The organism is Flavobacterium piscisymbiosum, from assembly GCF_020905295.1.
In the GTDB taxonomy this organism is placed as follows: domain Bacteria; phylum Bacteroidota; class Bacteroidia; order Flavobacteriales; family Flavobacteriaceae; genus Flavobacterium; species Flavobacterium piscisymbiosum.
In genome coordinates, this window is record NZ_JAJJMM010000001.1 from 5,495,875 (window position 1) to 5,514,122 (window position 18,248).

The 18,248-nt window shown below is 33.6% G+C and carries 14 protein-coding genes and 1 other RNA gene; 7 read left to right on the top strand and 8 right to left on the bottom strand.

Translation table 11 applies throughout. The features are described 5' to 3' along the window. The first annotated feature begins 163 nt into the window (after window positions 1–163). Window positions 164–1,636: an MFS transporter gene (locus LNP81_RS23120; protein WP_230039631.1), complete on the top strand. Its 1,473-nt coding sequence runs from the start codon at window positions 164–166 to the stop codon at window positions 1,634–1,636. 123 nt (window positions 1,637–1,759) lie between these two features. On the opposite strand, the gene LNP81_RS23125 is transcribed toward LNP81_RS23120, so the two are convergent. Beyond that, entirely contained in the window at window positions 1,760–2,257 is a 498-nt protein-coding gene (locus tag LNP81_RS23125; protein WP_230039632.1) for a hypothetical protein, read from the bottom strand. 90 nt (window positions 2,258–2,347) lie between these two features. After that, window positions 2,348–3,004, bottom strand: a complete 657-nt coding sequence (gene fsa, locus LNP81_RS23130) for a fructose-6-phosphate aldolase (RefSeq protein WP_065449355.1) — start codon at window positions 3,002–3,004, stop codon at window positions 2,348–2,350. 269 nt (window positions 3,005–3,273) lie between these two features. Here fsa and LNP81_RS27490 point away from each other — a divergent pair, with 269 nt between their 5' ends. Next, entirely contained in the window at window positions 3,274–4,581 is a 1,308-nt protein-coding gene (locus tag LNP81_RS27490) for a GAF domain-containing sensor histidine kinase (RefSeq protein WP_230039633.1), read from the top strand. 27 nt (window positions 4,582–4,608) lie between these two features. On the opposite strand, the gene LNP81_RS23140 is transcribed toward LNP81_RS27490, so the two are convergent. Together LNP81_RS23140 and ffs are read right to left on the bottom strand one after the other, a co-directional pair. After that, the gene (locus LNP81_RS23140; RefSeq protein ID WP_230039634.1) at window positions 4,609–5,412 is read right to left on the bottom strand and encodes an SDR family oxidoreductase; all 804 of its coding nucleotides are present in this window, start codon (window positions 5,410–5,412) and stop codon (window positions 4,609–4,611) included. A gap of 360 nt (window positions 5,413–5,772) precedes the next feature. Then, an RNA gene (ffs, locus tag LNP81_RS23145) (signal recognition particle sRNA small type) lies at window positions 5,773–5,870 on the bottom strand. 88 nt (window positions 5,871–5,958) lie between these two features. Here ffs and LNP81_RS23150 point away from each other — a divergent pair. Together LNP81_RS23150 and hutI are read left to right on the top strand one after the other, a co-directional pair. Further along, window positions 5,959–7,014: a glutaminyl-peptide cyclotransferase gene (locus tag LNP81_RS23150; RefSeq protein ID WP_230039635.1), complete on the top strand. Its 1,056-nt coding sequence runs from the start codon at window positions 5,959–5,961 to the stop codon at window positions 7,012–7,014. A gap of 97 nt (window positions 7,015–7,111) precedes the next feature. Beyond that, window positions 7,112–8,347, top strand: coding sequence for an imidazolonepropionase (gene hutI, locus LNP81_RS23155; RefSeq protein WP_230039636.1), 1,236 nt, complete (start codon window positions 7,112–7,114; stop codon window positions 8,345–8,347). Window positions 8,348–8,955: 608 nt separating this feature from the next. Here the strand turns inward: hutI and LNP81_RS23160 are convergent. Then, the gene (locus LNP81_RS23160; RefSeq protein WP_230039637.1) at window positions 8,956–9,834 is read right to left on the bottom strand and encodes a hypothetical protein; all 879 of its coding nucleotides are present in this window, start codon (window positions 9,832–9,834) and stop codon (window positions 8,956–8,958) included. A gap of 97 nt (window positions 9,835–9,931) precedes the next feature. Here LNP81_RS23160 and LNP81_RS23165 point away from each other — a divergent pair, with 97 nt between their 5' ends. Both LNP81_RS23165 and LNP81_RS23170 read left to right on the top strand, forming a co-directional pair. After that, window positions 9,932–10,978 carry a formimidoylglutamase gene (locus LNP81_RS23165; RefSeq protein ID WP_230039638.1) on the top strand — a complete coding sequence of 349 codons (1,047 nt, stop codon included), beginning with the start codon at window positions 9,932–9,934 and terminating at the stop codon, window positions 10,976–10,978. A gap of 123 nt (window positions 10,979–11,101) precedes the next feature. Next, the gene (locus tag LNP81_RS23170) at window positions 11,102–12,355 is read left to right on the top strand and encodes a DEAD/DEAH box helicase (protein ID WP_230039639.1); all 1,254 of its coding nucleotides are present in this window, start codon (window positions 11,102–11,104) and stop codon (window positions 12,353–12,355) included. A 137-nt stretch (window positions 12,356–12,492) separates the two neighbouring features. Here LNP81_RS23170 and LNP81_RS23175 read toward each other — a convergent pair whose 3' ends face one another. From LNP81_RS23175 to aroC, 3 genes are all read right to left on the bottom strand, one after another. Then, window positions 12,493–14,682, bottom strand: coding sequence for a response regulator (locus tag LNP81_RS23175; RefSeq protein WP_230039640.1), 2,190 nt, complete (start codon window positions 14,680–14,682; stop codon window positions 12,493–12,495). Between the two features lie 136 nt (window positions 14,683–14,818). Beyond that, window positions 14,819–16,099, bottom strand: coding sequence for a dicarboxylate/amino acid:cation symporter (locus LNP81_RS23180; protein WP_230039641.1), 1,281 nt, complete (start codon window positions 16,097–16,099; stop codon window positions 14,819–14,821). A gap of 54 nt (window positions 16,100–16,153) precedes the next feature. Further along, window positions 16,154–17,212, bottom strand: a complete 1,059-nt coding sequence (gene aroC / locus LNP81_RS23185; protein WP_194618908.1) for a chorismate synthase — start codon at window positions 17,210–17,212, stop codon at window positions 16,154–16,156. Window positions 17,213–17,400: 188 nt separating this feature from the next. Between aroC and LNP81_RS23190 the strand changes: the two genes are divergently transcribed. Continuing rightward, complete coding sequence (locus LNP81_RS23190; RefSeq protein WP_194618910.1) at window positions 17,401–18,225, top strand: UDP-2,3-diacylglucosamine diphosphatase; 825 nt, start codon at window positions 17,401–17,403, stop codon at window positions 18,223–18,225. Window positions 18,226–18,248 lie beyond the last annotated feature (23 nt).

The window sequence follows — 18,248 nt, forward strand, 5'->3', positions numbered from 1 at the left end:
AATTCATTTTCTAAGTCGGTAAAAATTAACACATTGTTGAAAAAATGACGCCGTTGGTTTAAATTTAACATTATTTGTGCCTTTTTATTTTTTTTTGATACACTTAACAAATATATTTACGGTCTTCAAAAAACAATAAAATAAAAAATTAACCTCTTAAATTATGAGTTCAGAAAATGTTCAAACCAAATGGGGACAGTTTATCTCGTTGATAATTGTTTTCTTCTTTTGGGGTTTTGTTGGTTCAGCCAATGATATCCTGATTCCCGTATTCAAAAAAGTCTTTACTTTATCTCAGGTACAATCACAATTAGTAGCATGGGCATTTTATGCGGCATACTTTGTAGGATCTGTAATTTTCTTTTTAGTATCCTTAAAAGTAGATGTTTTACAAAAATTTGGATATAAAAAAACCTTATCAGCAGGTTTACTTCTTTCAGCAGTTGGATCATTTTTATTCATTCCTGCTGCAACAATGGAAAGTTTCCCTTTCTTCTTAACAGCTTTATTTACTGTAGGTTTAGGATTCTCGATCCAGCAAATTGTAGCTAACCCGTTAGCTATTAAAATGGGAAGTCCTCAAACAGGCGCTCACCGTTTAACTTTAGCCGGAGGAATAAACTCTTTCGGAACAACAATTGGAGCTATTCTTTTAGGAATCGCCTTGTTCGGAATGGGAGATAACAAAAACACATCACTTTCATTAGAAGATATCAAACTACCTTTCGTTATTCTTGGGCTTGCTTTTATTGCAGTGGCCATTTTCATGAACTTCTCTAAAATCGAAGATCCTGCAAAAGAAGAGGAAGAAGTAGTTAAAGTAGCACACGAAAAATTCAACATCTCAGATTATCCACAACTATATTTGGGAATGTTAGGAATCTTTATTTACGTTGGTACTGAGGTTACAATCATTAGTAATTTACCAGCTTTACTGCACACAGCAGAGTTTGGTAACGTTCTTGAAGATGCAATCGCACCATTTATCGCCCTTTATTGGGGAAGTTTAATGATTGGTCGCTGGAATGGTGGTGTTAACGTTTTCAACACCTCAAACTTAGTAAATACAGCATTAAAATTCATTGTACCAGCTATAGCATTTGGAGTAATTATTGGAGCTAATATTTTTGCTGCACACGATGTTTCTGCATTCTATATCTACCCAATCTGGATCTTATTGTTTATCGCCGTAAGTTTCGTAGGAGGTAAAAATGCCGGAAAAACATTAATGCTTTTCGGAATATCAGGTTTATTAATGATGGTTGCCGGATTAGTATGGCCAGATCCATCAATTGCTAAATTCTTCTTTATCTCTGGAGGTTTATTCTTATCTATCATGTGGCCATCGATCTTCGATTTAGCTATTGCAGGATTAGGTAAAAACACAGGAAAAGCATCTTCATTCTTAATTATGATGATTTTAGGAGGAGGGGTTATTCCTTTGATTCAGGGAAGTATCTGTGATATCGACCTTACAAGCCCTGGAGGAATCTTCGGAATCACATGGACACACTTCTCTTACATCGTTCCACTTCTTGGATTTGCTTATTTAGGATTCTACGGTTTCTATTGCCCTAAAATATTAAAAAGACAAGGAATTGATCATAACATTCAAAGCGAAGGCGGAGGACACTAAGCCAAGCTATAACAACAATAATAAAAAATCCCAAATTCCAATCCACAAAATTGAAATTTGGGATTTTTTTATTCGCAAAAAAAAAAACCTCAGAACCTTAGAATCTTAGCATCTTAGAACCTTCTATTTAGCATTAATAACATCACTAAGATTCTTTTTAAAAAGGCTCTTATTTTGCTCTGATAATACATAAACCACATCTTTATCAGCATGAACAATAACTTTATCTATATTCGCCTCTAAAAGTGCTTTCGGGTCTTTAATTTTCAATGTACAGGCACCATCAAAAAAACCATCATCCTCGATTATTTTTTTTGCTTCCAATATTGTTCCATCACTCAAAACTGCCGAAATAGTCATTGTTTTATTGAGTGTATTCGAATAAAAACCATCCATTACCAACAATAACCGATATGTATTTTTCAATTCCGGACCTTTAAACTCGTGGCGCGTAATATTGTATCGTAATCCTTTTGCCAAAACCTGAAACTGAACTGAGCAATCCAGTTCAAAAGTAGCGACATCACCAGCATCATTAACCGATTTTATTATTTTGGCCACTTGTGCATTTACAGCGAAACTCACAATAAAAAATGCAATAATCAGAACAACTTTTTTCATATGTATTTCTTTTTGAGACACATAAAAGTAAAAAAAAATCGTCACCCTTTTTACAAGGATGACGATTTTTAGATTATAAAGATCTGATTCTTATTTATTTCCTTTTTCGAAATCAGCAACAAACTGAGCCAATCCAATATCAGTTAATGGGTGTTTCAACAATCCGTAAATTGCAGAAAGAGGTCCAGTCATAACATCTGCACCAATTTTAGCACAGTTTACAATATGCATTGTATGACGTACAGAAGCTGCCAAAATTTGAGTTTCGTACCCGTAGTTATCATAAATTTCTCTAATTTCCTGAATCAAATTCAAACCATCAGTCGAAACATCATCCAAACGACCAATAAAAGGAGAAACATAAGTAGCACCAGCTTTTGCAGCCAATAAAGCCTGACCTGCAGAAAAAACAAGCGTTACATTTGTTTTAATTCCTTTATCCGAAAAATATTTTGCAGCCATTACACCTTCTTTTGTCATAGGTAATTTAACTACGATTTGGTCATGTAATTCAGCCAGTTCTTCACCTTCTTTGATCATTCCATCATAATCAAGCGCATTAACTTCAGCACTTACATCACCTTCAACAAGATTACAAATGTCAACATAATGCTTCAAAATGTTGTTTTTCCCAGTGATTCCTTCTTTTGCCATCAATGATGGGTTAGTTGTTACACCATCCAAAACACCTAAAGCTTGTGCTTCTTTAATCTGAGCTAAATTAGCTGTGTCAATAAAAAATTTCATAATTATATCTATTTAATTGTGTTCAGTTTTTTGGGCGTTCCCCAAGGGTCGGGCTATCCTCTATATCTTTTATTTTTCTAAAGAAAAAAAATAAAAGGATATCGTTCCTATCCCTAACGCAAATTCGGTGCAAAATTACAATTTATATTTCCATAAAATAAAAAAGTAAAAAATAATTCCAAATACATTCATTATAGCCAAAAACACCTTTACTAGTCAAACTAATTTTATTTTTGTACTTTTAAAGAATTAAAACATCTCCCTTAAAAGTGCTAGAAGATAATTTCAAACAAGATATAATCAATATCGGGAACATTTCAATTGTTCCAAACTTACTAAATGTTATTTGCCAGACTACCGGAATGGGTTTTGCAGCAATAGCAAGAGTTACCGAGGATAGATGGATTACTTGCAGTGTACAGGACAATGTACTTTTTGGCCTAAAACCCGGAGACGAATTACAAATAAAAACCACAATTTGCGACGAAATAAGACAAAATCCCAAACCGGTTATTATTGATAATGTAAGCGAAGACAAAGACTATCATGACCATCACACTCCGGCCATGTACAAATTACAAAGTTATATTTCAGTACCAATCATGCGTCAGGACGGAAGTTTTTATGGAACTTTATGCGCCATAGACCCTAAGCCAAACAACTTAAAAGAGTTTAAAATAAGCGAAATGTTCAACTTGTTTGCTGAACTTATTTCGTTTCATCTTGACGGAATCGAACAAACCTTAGAAAGCAAAAAAGCACTACAAGAAAAAACACACCTGCTTGAAAAAACCCAAGTTAAAAAAGATGAAGCAGAAAGACTGAACTCCGATTTCAAGAAAAAACTAATCGAAAAAAATCTTTCACTCGAAAAAATGAATAGCGAACTCGAAGCTTTCAATTACATTTCGAGCCACGATCTTCAGGAGCCATTACGAAAAATACAACTTTTTACAGATACCATCGAGCGTGAAGAAGCCCGTAATTTATCCGAGAAAGGAAAAACAGCTTTTCATAAAATCAAAACTTCAGCTTTTAGAATGCAAAACCTGATCAACGATCTTTTGATTTATTCTAAGACAAAATTCGATGACAGAAAGTTCGAAATAAAAGACTTAAACACAATTGCAAAAGATGTTATTGAAGATCTCACCAATGAATTCGAAAATAAAAATGTAATTTTTGACATAAAAGACCTGGGCAAACTTTCTGTCATAGAATTTCAATTCAGACAACTTTTATACAATCTTATCAATAATTCATTGAAATTTGCAAGTCCGGACAGGGATTTAATCATAACCGTTTCGGCAGAAATCACCAACGGAGAGCTAGACAAACTTTCGCCGTTTACAAAGTATCACAAAATAACGATCTCAGACAACGGGATTGGATTTGACCCATTATACAGTGATAAAATATTTGGTCTCTTTCAGGCGCTGCATACAAAACCACTAAAAAGTACCGGGATTGGACTTACAATAGTAAAACGAATTGTAGAAAACCATAACGGTTTTATAAAAGCAAAAGGAGCTTTAAATCAAGGAGCAAAATTCGAGATTTTTATTCCTGTAGAATAACTTCAAATTTTACTCCCAATTCATTTCTTATAATTTATAATGATTCATTAGCATTTTTTCATACACTTTATCCGGAAGCGCACGTTTTAAAACAATCGAAAACTTCTGCATAAAAGCACCTACTTTATAATGTACGTTTGGCTTTTTCTGCTGCATAATTTTATAAACTGCCTCAGCCATTTCATTAGGATTACTTCCAGCATCGACATGTTCGTTCATCGTTGCAAGATTTTCTCCATAAACTTTTGCATAAGCAGACCCTTCTACAACCGGTGCATGATAACGACCTGAAGCAATATTCGTAGCAAAATCACCTGGTGCAATACTGGTAATTTCAACTCCAAATGATTTTACTTCCATTCGCAAAGCTTCTGTAATCAATTCTAAAGCCCCTTTCGATGCCGAATAAACACTGCGATAAGGCAACCCCATATAACCGGCAATCGACGTTATATTAATAATTAAACCAGATTTTTGTTCACGCATTTGTGGCAACACCGCTTTCATTACTTCAATTGGTCCAAAAAAATTAGTTTCAAAATTATTCCTGATTTCTTCAGTCGGAATTTCTTCCAGAGGTCCTGTAATTCCAACGCCCGCGTTATTAATCACCACATCTAACCGACCTGAATTGGCAATAATTTTAGCTACCGCTGATTTTATAGACTCAGCATTACGAACATCCAAGGCAACCAATGGAAAAACCGAGTTGAGTACTTTTTCAGGATTTCTGCTCGTTCCGTACACAACGAAACCTTTTTTTTGTAAAAATTCTCCAATTGATTTTCCAATCCCTGAGGATCCTCCGGTAATTAAAACGACTTTATTCATTTGTAGGTTAGATGTTAAATGTTATAGGTTATAAGAGAGATCACTAATATTACATAGAAAAACATACTCATTAATTATTTTTTACCGCAGAGAACACAAAGGTTTTTCGCAGAGTTGACTAAGATTTAAGTTGTATTAACACAATCTAAGCACACAAAGCTTTGGGAACTTTGTCTTTTCACAAAACTTAGCATATTCAAAAAAAAACTTAGCGTCCTTTGCGGTTAAATTTATTTATCCCTCCACAGGTTCTAAAATCAATCCAACTTTCCCAAGGTCCAAAAATAAAAAAATCCTCCATAAGGAAGACTAGATTTGAATTAATTATAAAAAAAAATCCCGAAACATCGGGAATAAAAAAAATGGCAAGCGACCTACATCGCACCGCTCAACCACGTACCCTTGCTATGTTCCCATCCTGGGGGAGTCTGCAGGAGCTGGTCGTGTAGGACTTGCCGGTGCAAATATACAATCTTTTTATATTTTTGCAAGACCTTTGTTGCTATAAAAATATCGTTGTATATTGGCTTATTCAAATTTTAAACTATGAAAAATTATAACTTCCTAGCTGTCATTTTATTAGGAATCACATTAATTGGATGTGGAGATAAAAATAAAGGTGAAAATTCTTTATTTAATATTGATGATTCGGCTTTTCCGGCACATTTTACCCAAAAAGAAGCACTTTCTGTTGGAATTTCGAACCCAAATTCGAAAGAAATTGACAGCATTGTTTACTTTGTTAATGATAAAAAAGTGGGAAGTACAAAAGGAGCTTCAAAATTTAATTTCCCTTTAAAAGATCAAAAGTTAGGATACCAATACTTAAAAGCAACCGTTTATTTTGGATCAAACTCTTCTGATGCAACCAAACGAATCGAATTAGTATCTGATGTCGAACCCAAAGCTTTAAAATATAAGATCGTAAATACATATGCTCACGATACCTTATCTTTTACTGAAGGTTTAGAGTTTTACAAGGATACTTTATACGAAAGTACCGGACAAGAAGGTGCTTCATTAATCAAAAAATATGATTATAAAACAGGAAAGATCTACAAACAAATTGATCTTGATAAACAATATTTTGGCGAAGGTATTACCTTTATAAATGGTAAATTATTTCAATTAACTTATAAAAATAAAAAAGGTTTTATCTATGACGCTAATACTTTAAAACTGGAAAAAACCTTTGCTTACGAAAAAGATATTGAAGGCTGGGGAATGACAAATGACGGAAAATACATTTATCAAACTGACGGAACTGAAAAAATCTGGAAAGTAGATCCTGCCACTCAAAAAATGGTAGATTACATCAATGTATACTCAGGAACTTCAAAAATTAAAGCAATCAATGAGTTAGAATGGATTAATGGAAAAATATATACCAATGTATGGTTTAAAGATGCTATTGCAGTTGTAAACCCTACCTCAGGAGCCGTTGAAGGAATTTTAGACATGTCTGGTTTGAGAAAATTTATGGATGCCAAAATAACCAAAGACGATGTTTTAAACGGAATTGCCTACAATCCTAAAACTAAAACTATTTTCGTAACAGGTAAAAACTGGAGCAAAATGTTCGAAATAACGGTTTCAGAGTAAACTAAAAATAAATTCCAATATTAAACACGAATTTCACAGATTTCACGGATTAGTTCGTGATAATTTGTGAAATTTGTGTTTTAAAACAATATCAATAATGACTACACTAATTACCAACATACAAGAACTGCTTCAGGTTCGTGAAACTTCAATTGCTAAAGTTTCGGGTGCCGAAATGGCTATTCTTCCTACCATTAAAAATGCTTTCTTAGTTATAAAAGATAATCTTATTGCTGATTTTGGTGCAATGGATAACCTTCCTGAAGTCAAAGCAGATAAAATTATTGATGCAACTGGCCGGGTTATTTTACCCGCGTGGTGCGACAGCCATACCCATATTGTTTACGCAGGAAATCGCGAACAGGAATTTGTAGATCGCATAAACGGATTTACTTATGAAGAAATCGCCAATCGTGGCGGCGGAATTCTAAATTCGGCTAAAAAACTCAACGAAACTACAGAAGACGAAATCTACGAGCAGTCAAAAGTTCGATTAAAAGAAGTGATGCATTTAGGAACAGGAGCTGTAGAAATAAAATCCGGTTACGGATTAACAATCGAAGGCGAACTCAAAATGCTTCGCGTTATTAAAAAACTGGCAGAGAATTATCCTATCGAAATAAAAGCCACTTTTCTTGGCGCACATGCCTTTCCTTTACACTACAAAGACAATAAAGCAGGTTATATCGATGAAATAATAAGCAAAATGCTTCCTGAAATTGCTCAAAACAAACTAGCCGATTATGTTGATGTTTTCTGCGAAACCGGTTATTTTTCTGTAGAAGAAACAGAGAGAATTATGAAAGCCGGAATTCAATTTGGCTTAAAGCCAAAAATTCACGTCAATCAATTTAATTCTATTGGCGGAATACAAGCGGGAATTAAATTTAAAGCCCTTTCAGTCGATCATCTTGAAATTATGAACCCCGAAGATATCGAAGCTTTAAAAAACACAGAAACGATGCCTGTAGCATTACCATCGTGTTCTTATTTTTTAAGTATTCCGTATACACCGGCTCGCGAAATGATAAAAGCGGGACTTCCATTAGCCTTAGCAACCGACTTTAATCCTGGTTCTACTCCGTCCGGAAACATGAATTTTGTTGTAGCAACAGCCTGCATCAAAATGAAAATGACTCCCGAAGAAGCCATAAACGCTGCAACGATCAACGGTGCTTATGCAATGGGAATCTCAGAAACTCACGGAAGTATTACAAAAGGCAAAAAAGCCAATTTGATTCTCACAAAACCAATTTCATCTTATTACCAGATTCCATACGCTTTTGGCAGTAATCTAATAGAAAGTGTTTTTGTAAACGGAAAAATTATATAAAATAGAAACCAATCTATTAATTCTCTTAAATCGTTAAAACTGACACAAAAATCTTACATAAATTAGTTATTACTGAAATATGGGGTTATGTTTACCAATCAAAATTTTTTGATATGGAAATGTTAGTTCTTGTAAGTATAAGTAAATTTGGTATGAAGCAAAATGCTTTATGTACCAGCGTTAGATCGTATACTAACAAGAACATTTTGAAATTATCTTCTTTGTTAAAATTAAAAATCTTCCCGAATTATTAGGCATTGCGAGTGTGCTTCATAAAATCCTATAAAACTTTTCTGCAACGCCTTTCAATCCACATTGAATATTGTGACTCGCCATAAAGTTTTTATTTATTACAAAATAAATTATAGGATCAGGATTAGAAAATATTTAATAATTAAAAGAAAAAGAAATCATGGCTAAGAAAGCTTCAACAACAGATTTAAAAGCAAAAAAACAAGAGAAAATTCAAAAAAAATTAGAGGAACAACAAACTAGAAAACGAAAATAAACTTCAGTTAAACTTCTTAATTTTACTTCATAAAAAAAGGTCTGTGAAACTTCACAGACCTTTAATATTTTAGTGGTATTATTACCTAAGCGACGTTTTATTATCTTAAGTTAAAGCTAGTTTTAGAAACTAATTCATCATTATCAAAAACATTGATAAAATAAGCTCCTTTAGCAAAATCTTTACCTGGTAAATCTTCACTTACGTTAACGGTTTTGTTTTCATACTTAACAATAGTTTTAAAGCTATAAGTCAAAGTATTATCACCAAAACTCTCTGTTTTTTTATCTCCTAAAACATTGTTTTTAGAATCGATAACTTGTACATAGTACGTTTTATCACCAGATTTAGCAATTTGGTTTTCAGCAACAGTAAAACTAATTTTTAAAACATCAGCACGGCTTGCTTTGTCAGTTTCAATTTGTTTTCCAGAACTTCTTAATTTATAAGCAGAAGTTTTAGTGTTCAGGATTGATAATTTAGCCCCTTTTTCAACAGTTTTAGCTAATTCTTCGTTTTGACCTACAAGTACTTCATTATATTTTTTAGATTCACCTAAAACTACAATTGTACTGTCTCTTTGAGTTGTTAAAACACCATTTTGTTTTTTCAATTCATCGTTTTCAGCAACTAAAGTTTTCATTTTACCTTGCATTGCCTGAACCTGAGATCTAAATTTAGATACATCACCTTTTGATTTATTCAAATCATCCATCAAAGCCACTACTTTATCTCTTTCCTGAATTAACTCGTCAGACATAGAAGTGTTTTCAGCGATTGCAGCATCATAAGTTGTTTTTAACTCCTGCAAATCTTTCATTACAGATTCTTTCTCTGTTAGAGTTGTTGTAAGTTCAGTTTTTGTTACATCTGAATCTGACGACAATTTAAAAATATACACTAAGCTACCAATTAGTAGGACTGCTAAAACTGCGATTACCGCCTTTAGACTTGAGTTGTTGTTCTTCGGGTTTTCCATATTTAAAAAATTTTCTTTAAAACAAATTTAAGAATTAATATAAGGTTATAACGTAAGTTACTACAATTATATTATTTTTGGAAAATAAATTTTTTTCATGGAGAAATTAGTACCGTTTACTATTAATGATTTAGCAAAAGTCACAAATCATCGTAGTGGTGAAATAAAGTTTGGAGAAAAGATGATTATCATCCCTAAAGGAGTTGATAAAATTAATTTTCTAAAAGAAAGTGAAGCCAAATACGTACTGTTAGGAATTCCTGAAGATATTGGTGTGCGTGCCAATTACGGCAGGCCCGGAGCGGCATCTGCATGGGAAAGCGCGATAAAGAGTATTGCAAACATTCAGCACAATCGTTTTTCTAAAGGCAGCCAGATTATTGTTCTAGGACACATTAATGTTGCCGAAGAAATGCGTGAGGTCGAAAACCTGGATTTTAATGATATTGACGACCGATCAAAATTAAGTCAGCTTGTTGAAAAAGTAGACAAAGAAGTTTCTCATATTATTTTTACCATTATAAAAGCAGGAAAAACCCCCATTATCATTGGCGGAGGTCATAACAATGCTTACGGAAATATAAAAGGTTCGGCTTTAGCCAAAGGAAAACCAATCAATGCCATCAATTTTGACGCTCATTCTGATTTCAGAATCCTTGAAGGACGTCACAGCGGAAACGGATTTTCGTATGCTTATGAAGAAGGATTTCTGAAAAAATATTTCATTTTTGGTTTACACGAAAATTACACCTCAAAAAGTGTTTTAGATATTATCAAAAAACTCGAAGACAGAGTACGTTACAATACTTACGACAGCGTGAATATTCGTAAAGAAAAAGATTTTGACCGTGAGATGGCTTTGGCTTTAGAATTTATCAAAACAGATTCTTTTGGTATCGAAATTGATTTAGATGCTATCCCTAACATTGCCAGCAGCGCTATGACTATTAGTGGTTTTTCAGTTGAAGAACTACGTCAGTTTATTTCCTTTTTCGGGCAACACAGAAATGCAACTTATTTGCATATTTGCGAAGGAGCTCCGGATTTGGCTGATTCGCCAAACAATAATTTAATTGGAAAATTAATCGGTTACCTGATTACTGATTTCATCAAAGCCAATAACGAAAAGAATACTTTATTGTAAGATGACTTACTGAAAATGAGTTCATTTGCCAAATAAAACAAGAATCAAATAAACGATTGGTCGAATAAACCTATCTTTGCACAGAATTTTAGTACTTAAAACTAAATTCTTAATACCTAAGATATGTTATTCGAAGATTTATCACTTTCAAAAAGTATACAAAAAGCCGTATTTGAAGAAGGCTACCTAAACCCTACTCCTATTCAGGAACAATCTATTCCGATTGTTTTGGCAGGAAGGGATTTAATTGGTTGTGCCCAAACCGGTACAGGAAAAACTGCTGCATTTGCAATCCCAATCATACATCAATTACACCGAATTGTAGGTTCAACAAAAAAAGCCAAAGTAATTCGTGCTCTTATAGTTACACCAACACGTGAATTAGCGGTTCAGATTGGACAAAGTTTTGATACTTATGCCAAATATACGAACCTGACTCAATTGACGATTTTTGGTGGAGTTTCGCAAAATCCACAAGTAGACGCGCTGAAAAACGGAGTTGACATTTTGGTGGCAACACCAGGAAGATTACTGGATTTACAAAAACAAGGTTTTCTTGATTTAGATCATTTACACACTTTAGTTCTTGACGAAGCGGATCAAATGCTGGATATGGGCTTTATAAACGATGTAAAGAAAATTGTAAAACTGACTCCTAAAAACCGTCAGACTTTATTATTCTCTGCTACAATGCCTATTGCGATTCGTGAATTGGCCGAGATGTTTTTGCAGGATCCTGCAAAAGTTGAAGTTTCGCCGGTTTCATCAACAGCAGAAAACGTAGAACAACGCGTTTATTTTGTTGAGAAAACAGAGAAAAGAAATTTACTTTATCATTTAATAAAAAATGAAGATTTATCAAACGTATTGGTTTTTTCAAGAACCAAACACGGCGCTGATAATGTTGTAAAAGCATTGCGTAAAAAAGATATACCTGCTGAAGCGATTCACGGTGATAAATCGCAAAATGCAAGACAACGTGTTTTGGATGCTTTTAAGAACAAAGAAGTTGGTGTTCTGGTAGCAACTGATATTGCGGCAAGAGGAATTGATATTGATCAATTACCATTCGTTATCAACTTTGATTTACCTAACATTCCTGAAACTTACGTACATAGAATAGGAAGAACAGGTCGCGCCGGAAACGGAGGAGTTGCCATTTCGTTTTGCAGTAAAGACGAACATGGTTACTGGAAGGACATTCAGAAATTGATAAAAGTAGATGTAAAAACAATTACAGATCATCCTTATCAATGGCATGCAGGAAGCCCTGAAGCAGCAGCAGAAGAGAAACCTAAAAACTCAAACCGAAGCGGTGGTGCTCACAAATCAAGAAAATCAAACGCTTCGAAGCAAAATAAAAAGCGCTGGTATTAATACCACCAGCAATTGAACACTAATTTCACGAATTGACACTAATTTAAATGCTTAGATAAGTTTGTGTAATTAATTCCACAAACTAATATCTGTCTTAATTAGTGAAATTAGTGTTTAATTTTTATTCTTATACAAACTTAGTGAGTGAGGTTATTTGCTTCGCGTATCAAGTAACTTATAATTTTAAAGAGTTTAACAGGTTCAAAAGGTTTAATGATAATATCATTCATTCCGGATGAAATGGCCTCATCTGTTATCTCGTCTTTATCAAAAGCTGTCAAGGCCACAATTGGTGTTCTTATTCCTTTTAAGCGAATTCTTTTCGTAGTTTCAAATCCATTCATCAATGGCATATTGATATCCATTAAAATAAGATCAAAATCTTCCTGATCGAGTATCTCCAAAGCACCAAAACCATCATCTACGACTTTACAGATGTAATTGTTCTTTTCGATAATTTTCTTCGTTACCAGTTGGTTAATCAGATTATCTTCTACTATTAAAATCTTGTATACTTCACTCGAAGTCAAATCCACTTCAATTTCATCTATAATGTTTTTAGTCCTTTGCGGATTATGTTCAAAAGGAATAATAAACGAAAACGAAGTCCCCTCACCAATAGTACTTTTTAAGTTAATTGTACTTCCAAAAAGTCCTAACAAACGTTTTACAATACTTAGACCCAATCCCGTTCCCTGATAATCTTCGTCTTTTCTGCCTACCTGAACAAATTTCTCGAAAATTTTGCCCTGATCTACTACTGCAATTCCAACACCATTATCCTTAATAAGAAAATCAAGAAAGTACATTTTTGCCTCAATATCATGAAGCTTTACAATAATTTCTACTTCACCATCTTTAGTAAACTTCAATGCGTTACTAACCAAATTCATTAAAATCTGAGCCAGTCTTAATTTATCTCCAATTAAATATTCAGGAATATCCGGATCTATAAACACAGAAATCTTATTGTTATTTTTTTGAGATAAAAAAGAAAGCGAGTTTTTAATCATTGTAATCTCATCGGCAATATTAAAAGTCAAATTCTCTAATACTACTTTATTTTCTTCGATTTTATTAATCTGAAGAATGTCGTTTACCAATGACAGCAAATACCTCGCAGAAAATTTTAAGGAACTCAAATGCTGGCTTCGGGACAATTCTTTATGTTCTTCGAGCAGCATATTGGTTATACCAACCACACCATACAAAGGAGTACGCAATTCGTGACTTATGGTCGAAATAAATTGAGTTTTAAGCAAAGAGGCTTCTTCGGCAATTTCTTTTGCTTTTAAAAGCTCTAAATTGTGTTTTTTCTTAAATCTGATATTTTTGATCAATGTAATAATTAAAAAAAGCAGGATAATAGAAATCAATACAAACAAAATGACAATGATGCGGGATTTTTTCAGACTTTGATATTGTGAGTCTTTTTCATTTTCGATTTTGTCAATTTGCCTTTTATATTCATCTAATTCCAGATTAAAACCAGCAATAGAGGCTTTCTTTAGTTTTTCCTGATTGTATAATTCATCTGTTATTTCATTAAAGACAGAAAGATTTTCGTAAGCTTCTTTATACTTTTTAATTGTAAAGAGAAATTTCGAATATTCTAAATGAGCATAAGACAAATCCGATTTCTCATCGCTGTTTTCTCCCGCCTGGATAGCTTTTACAAAAAATGAATTGGCAGATTTATAATCTTTATTATAACTGGAATACATTCCGTTAAGCATATTCACAACAATCTCTGTAGATGCATCGCCATATCGCGCCACATTATTCCCTACAAACTTTAAATAAGGATATCCTTCTTTGAATTTTCCAACATCAAAATAAGCCCAGGCTATATTTACGTTTGTAAAATAAACCTGGTTCATATCATTAATTTTCAAACTATAAGCAATCGATTTTTTATAGTAATTGATTCCTTTGTCAAATTGCTTTTTTTCGAAACAATATATATTACCAAGATTATTATGGAGACTGTATTTTATAGAATCGTTATTGGTTTTATTGGCGTAGTACAACCCTTTATTATAAAAGAAAATAGCTTTATCAAATTCTGATAATTCACTATAATTTCCGGCAATAATTTTGTACGATTTAGCAATTAAATAATCATTCTTAGAAGCTACAGCATAATTGAGAGCTATTCGCGAAGTAATTAATGATTTTTCGAAATTAGAATCCTTATAATCATTCCAGGCTTTTTTGACCAGTTTAGCAACCTTATCATCAGACATAGAATCTGATTGTGCTATTGCCGAATTGGCAAAGCAATTCAGAAAGAATAACAGCAATAAAAAAATCCGCATTTGGGGCATGAATCGGCTAATTTTATCAAATATACACTTAAAAATAAAAAAAAGCTGTATTTCATTTAAAAATACAGCTTTTCTTTATTTATTTAAATTATGATAAATCGAAGATCCTTTTCTTCAAAAAATATACGTTAAAAAATTATTCTACAATCGTTTCAGTTATTTCCTTATCATCCTCCCATTGCCCGACAACCGAAGTAGCCAAAGCATTTCCTAAAACATTGGTAGCACTTCTGAACATATCACAAAAGTGGTCAATTGGCAAGATCAAAGCAATTCCTTCCACCGGAATTTTGAACATTCCGCAAGTAGCTGCAACGATAACCAAACTCGCCCTTGGAACTCCGGCAATACCTTTACTGGTTAACATTAAAACCAAAAGCATAGCCATTTGTGTTCCTAAATCTAAATGAACTCCGTAAAACTGAGCAATAAAGATGCTGGCAAAAGTCATGTACATCATACTTCCATCAAGGTTAAACGAATATCCTAGCGGTAACATAAAGGCAACGATTTTATCCTTTACACCAAATTCTTCTAGTTCTTCTGTTAATTTAGGAAAAACAGCCTCACTACTCGTTGTTCCAAAAGCAATCGCCAGTGGCCCAACAATACGTCTTAGCAATTCGGTCATTCTTCCTTTAAGGAAAATATAACCCACAGCAATCAGGACTACCCACAATGTACTGATTCCGACTAAAAATGATCCGAAAAATTTAAAATAAGTAATAACTAATTCTTCTGCATCTCTAATAGCAAAAACTCCTGCAATGGCTCCAAATACTCCAATGGGAGCAAAGTTCATTACATAATTTACCATTTTTAAAACGATGTGAGACGCTTTATCAAAAGCGTTTATAATTGGTTTTACAGTACTTCCCAGTGAAGCAGCTGCCAGACCAAAAAAGATAGAAAACACTACGATTTGCAAAATCTCATTGGTTGCCAATGCTTCAAAAAGACTTTTAGGAACAATGTGTTCTACAAAATTCTCAACAGATAATATTTTTGTTTTTGCTGTAACCTCAGAAGCTGCAGCCATATCTACGTGATCTAATTTTAAACCTACTCCAGGTTCTAAAAGATTTACATAAAACAATCCAATCAATAAGGATATAAAAGATGCCGTAAAAAACCATCCAAGAGCTTTTCCTCCTACTCTTCCAACTGTTTTTATATCGCCCAATTTAGCAATTCCTACTACTAAGGTCGTAAAAACCAAAGGAGCGATAATCATTTGCACTAATCTGATGAAGATAGTAGCAAGCATTTTTATTTTATTACTAAAAGACAGTGCAGCTTCCTGCGAAATCGAATTATGGATCACAATTCCTAAAGCGGCACCAAGCACCATTGCAATTATTATTTGCCCTGTTAATCCTTTAAGAAATGATTTTTTTTTGGTTTCTGTTACTTGCATTAATTTGTTTTATTTAGAATTAAAATATTAAGACCCTCACTGTCTTAATTTTTATTAATATGTTTTGTTGATCAAATAAAAATCAGCCAAAACAATTGCTGCCATTGCCTCTACAATAGGCACAGCGCGTGGTACAACACACGGATCATGACGACCTTTACCCGTCATTGGTGTTATATTTCCTTTATTATCTAATGAATCCTGGGTTTGCATAATAGTTGCAACAGGTTTAAAAGCTACTCTAAAGTAGATATCCATTCCGTTACTGATTCCACCCTGAATTCCTCCTGAAAGATTTGTTTTTGTTGTTCCGTCAGGATTGTATAAATCGTTATGTTCACTACCTTTCATTTCAGAACCTGAAAATCCGCTTCCGTACTCAAAACCTTTTACGGCGTTTATAGAAAGCATTGCTTTTCCAAGTTCGGCGTGTAATTTATCAAAAACAGGTTCGCCTAAACCAACCGGAACGTTTTTAATCACACACGAAACTACGCCACCTACAGTATCTCCCTGTTTGCGGATATCGCGAATATATTCTTCCATAATCGCTGCCGATTTTTCATCCGGACAACGAACAGGATTACTTTCTATTTTAGAAAAATCTAAATCCTGATAAGGCGTATCTAAATGTATTGGCCCTACAGACGAAACGTAAGCATTAATTTTAATTTCAGGTAACATTTGTTTTGCAATTGCCCCTGCCACTACTCTGCTTGCTGTTTCACGAGCAGAACTTCTTCCGCCACCGCGATAATCACGAAAACCATATTTCTGGTCGTATACATAATCAGCGTGGCTTGGTCTGTAATTGTCTTTTATATGAGAGTAATCGTCAGATTTTTGATTGGTATTCGGGATAATAAAACCAATTGGAGTTCCCGTAGTTTTACCTTCAAAAATACCAGATAAAAACTGCACTGCATCCGGTTCTTTACGTTGTGTCACAATTGCTGACTGTCCCGGTTTTCTTCTGGACATTTCAAGTTCAATTGCTTCTAAATCAAGTTCAATTCCTGATGGACAACCATCAATAATTCCGCCTAAAGCTTCACCATGAGATTCTCCAAATGTTGTAACTTTATAAAGGGTGCCGTAGCTATTTCCTGCCATTGTAATTAGTTTTGAGCAAATGTAAGTTTTATGAATTAAATTAAAAAATTTAAAATTAGTATTATTAACTAAAGGTTAAGCAGTTTAAAAATCACAATTTATTAAAATTGTGGCCAAATTGATAACCTTTTGATAAAATATCTCCGCCCAGAGTTTCTTTTATTTGTTAAACTTCAAAAAAAGAAAAATTGAAAAAACGAAATGTTGAATTGGTCATTCTTTCAGATGTCCATTTGGGAACTTACGGAAGTCACGCTAAAGAACTAAACAACTACTTATCAAGCATTAAACCCAAAACATTAGTCTTAAACGGCGATATAATTGATGCCTGGCAGTTTCGAAAATCATACTTCCCTAAAGCACATTTAAGAGTCATTCAACGTATCATCGGGATGGCATCTAAGGGCACAAAAGTGTATTATATTACTGGAAATCACGATGAAATTCTTCGAAAATTCAGCGATATGAATATGGGAAATTTTTCTCTGGTGGATAAATTAGTTTTAGAATTAGACGATAAAAAAGCCTGGATTTTTCACGGAGATGTTTTTGACGCTTCGGTTCAGCACTCAAAATGGATCGCAAAACTAGGCGGATTAGGATACGATTATCTTATTTTGAGCAATCGATTTGCCAATTGGTGTTTAGCAAAATTAGGCCGCGAACCATATTCTTTTTCTAAAAAAATAAAGGCAAGCGTAAAAAAAGCCGTCAAATTTATTTCGGACTTTGAAACTACAGCTACAGATCTGGCTATCGAAAAAAAATACGATTATGTAATTTGCGGACATATACACGAACCAAAAATCATTACCAAAGAAAATAAACACGGATCTACCTTATATCTCAACTCCGGAGACTGGGTCGAAAATCTTACCGCACTAGAATACCATAAAAAACGTTGGAAATTATATTCGTATACAGAAAGTAATTTTACCGAAGAAGAAAACCTTTTTGAGATGGAAGATATTCTAAGTTCACAATTAATCTCCTCTATAATCCTGAAGAAATAATTTAAGAAAAAGATTTCAAAAAA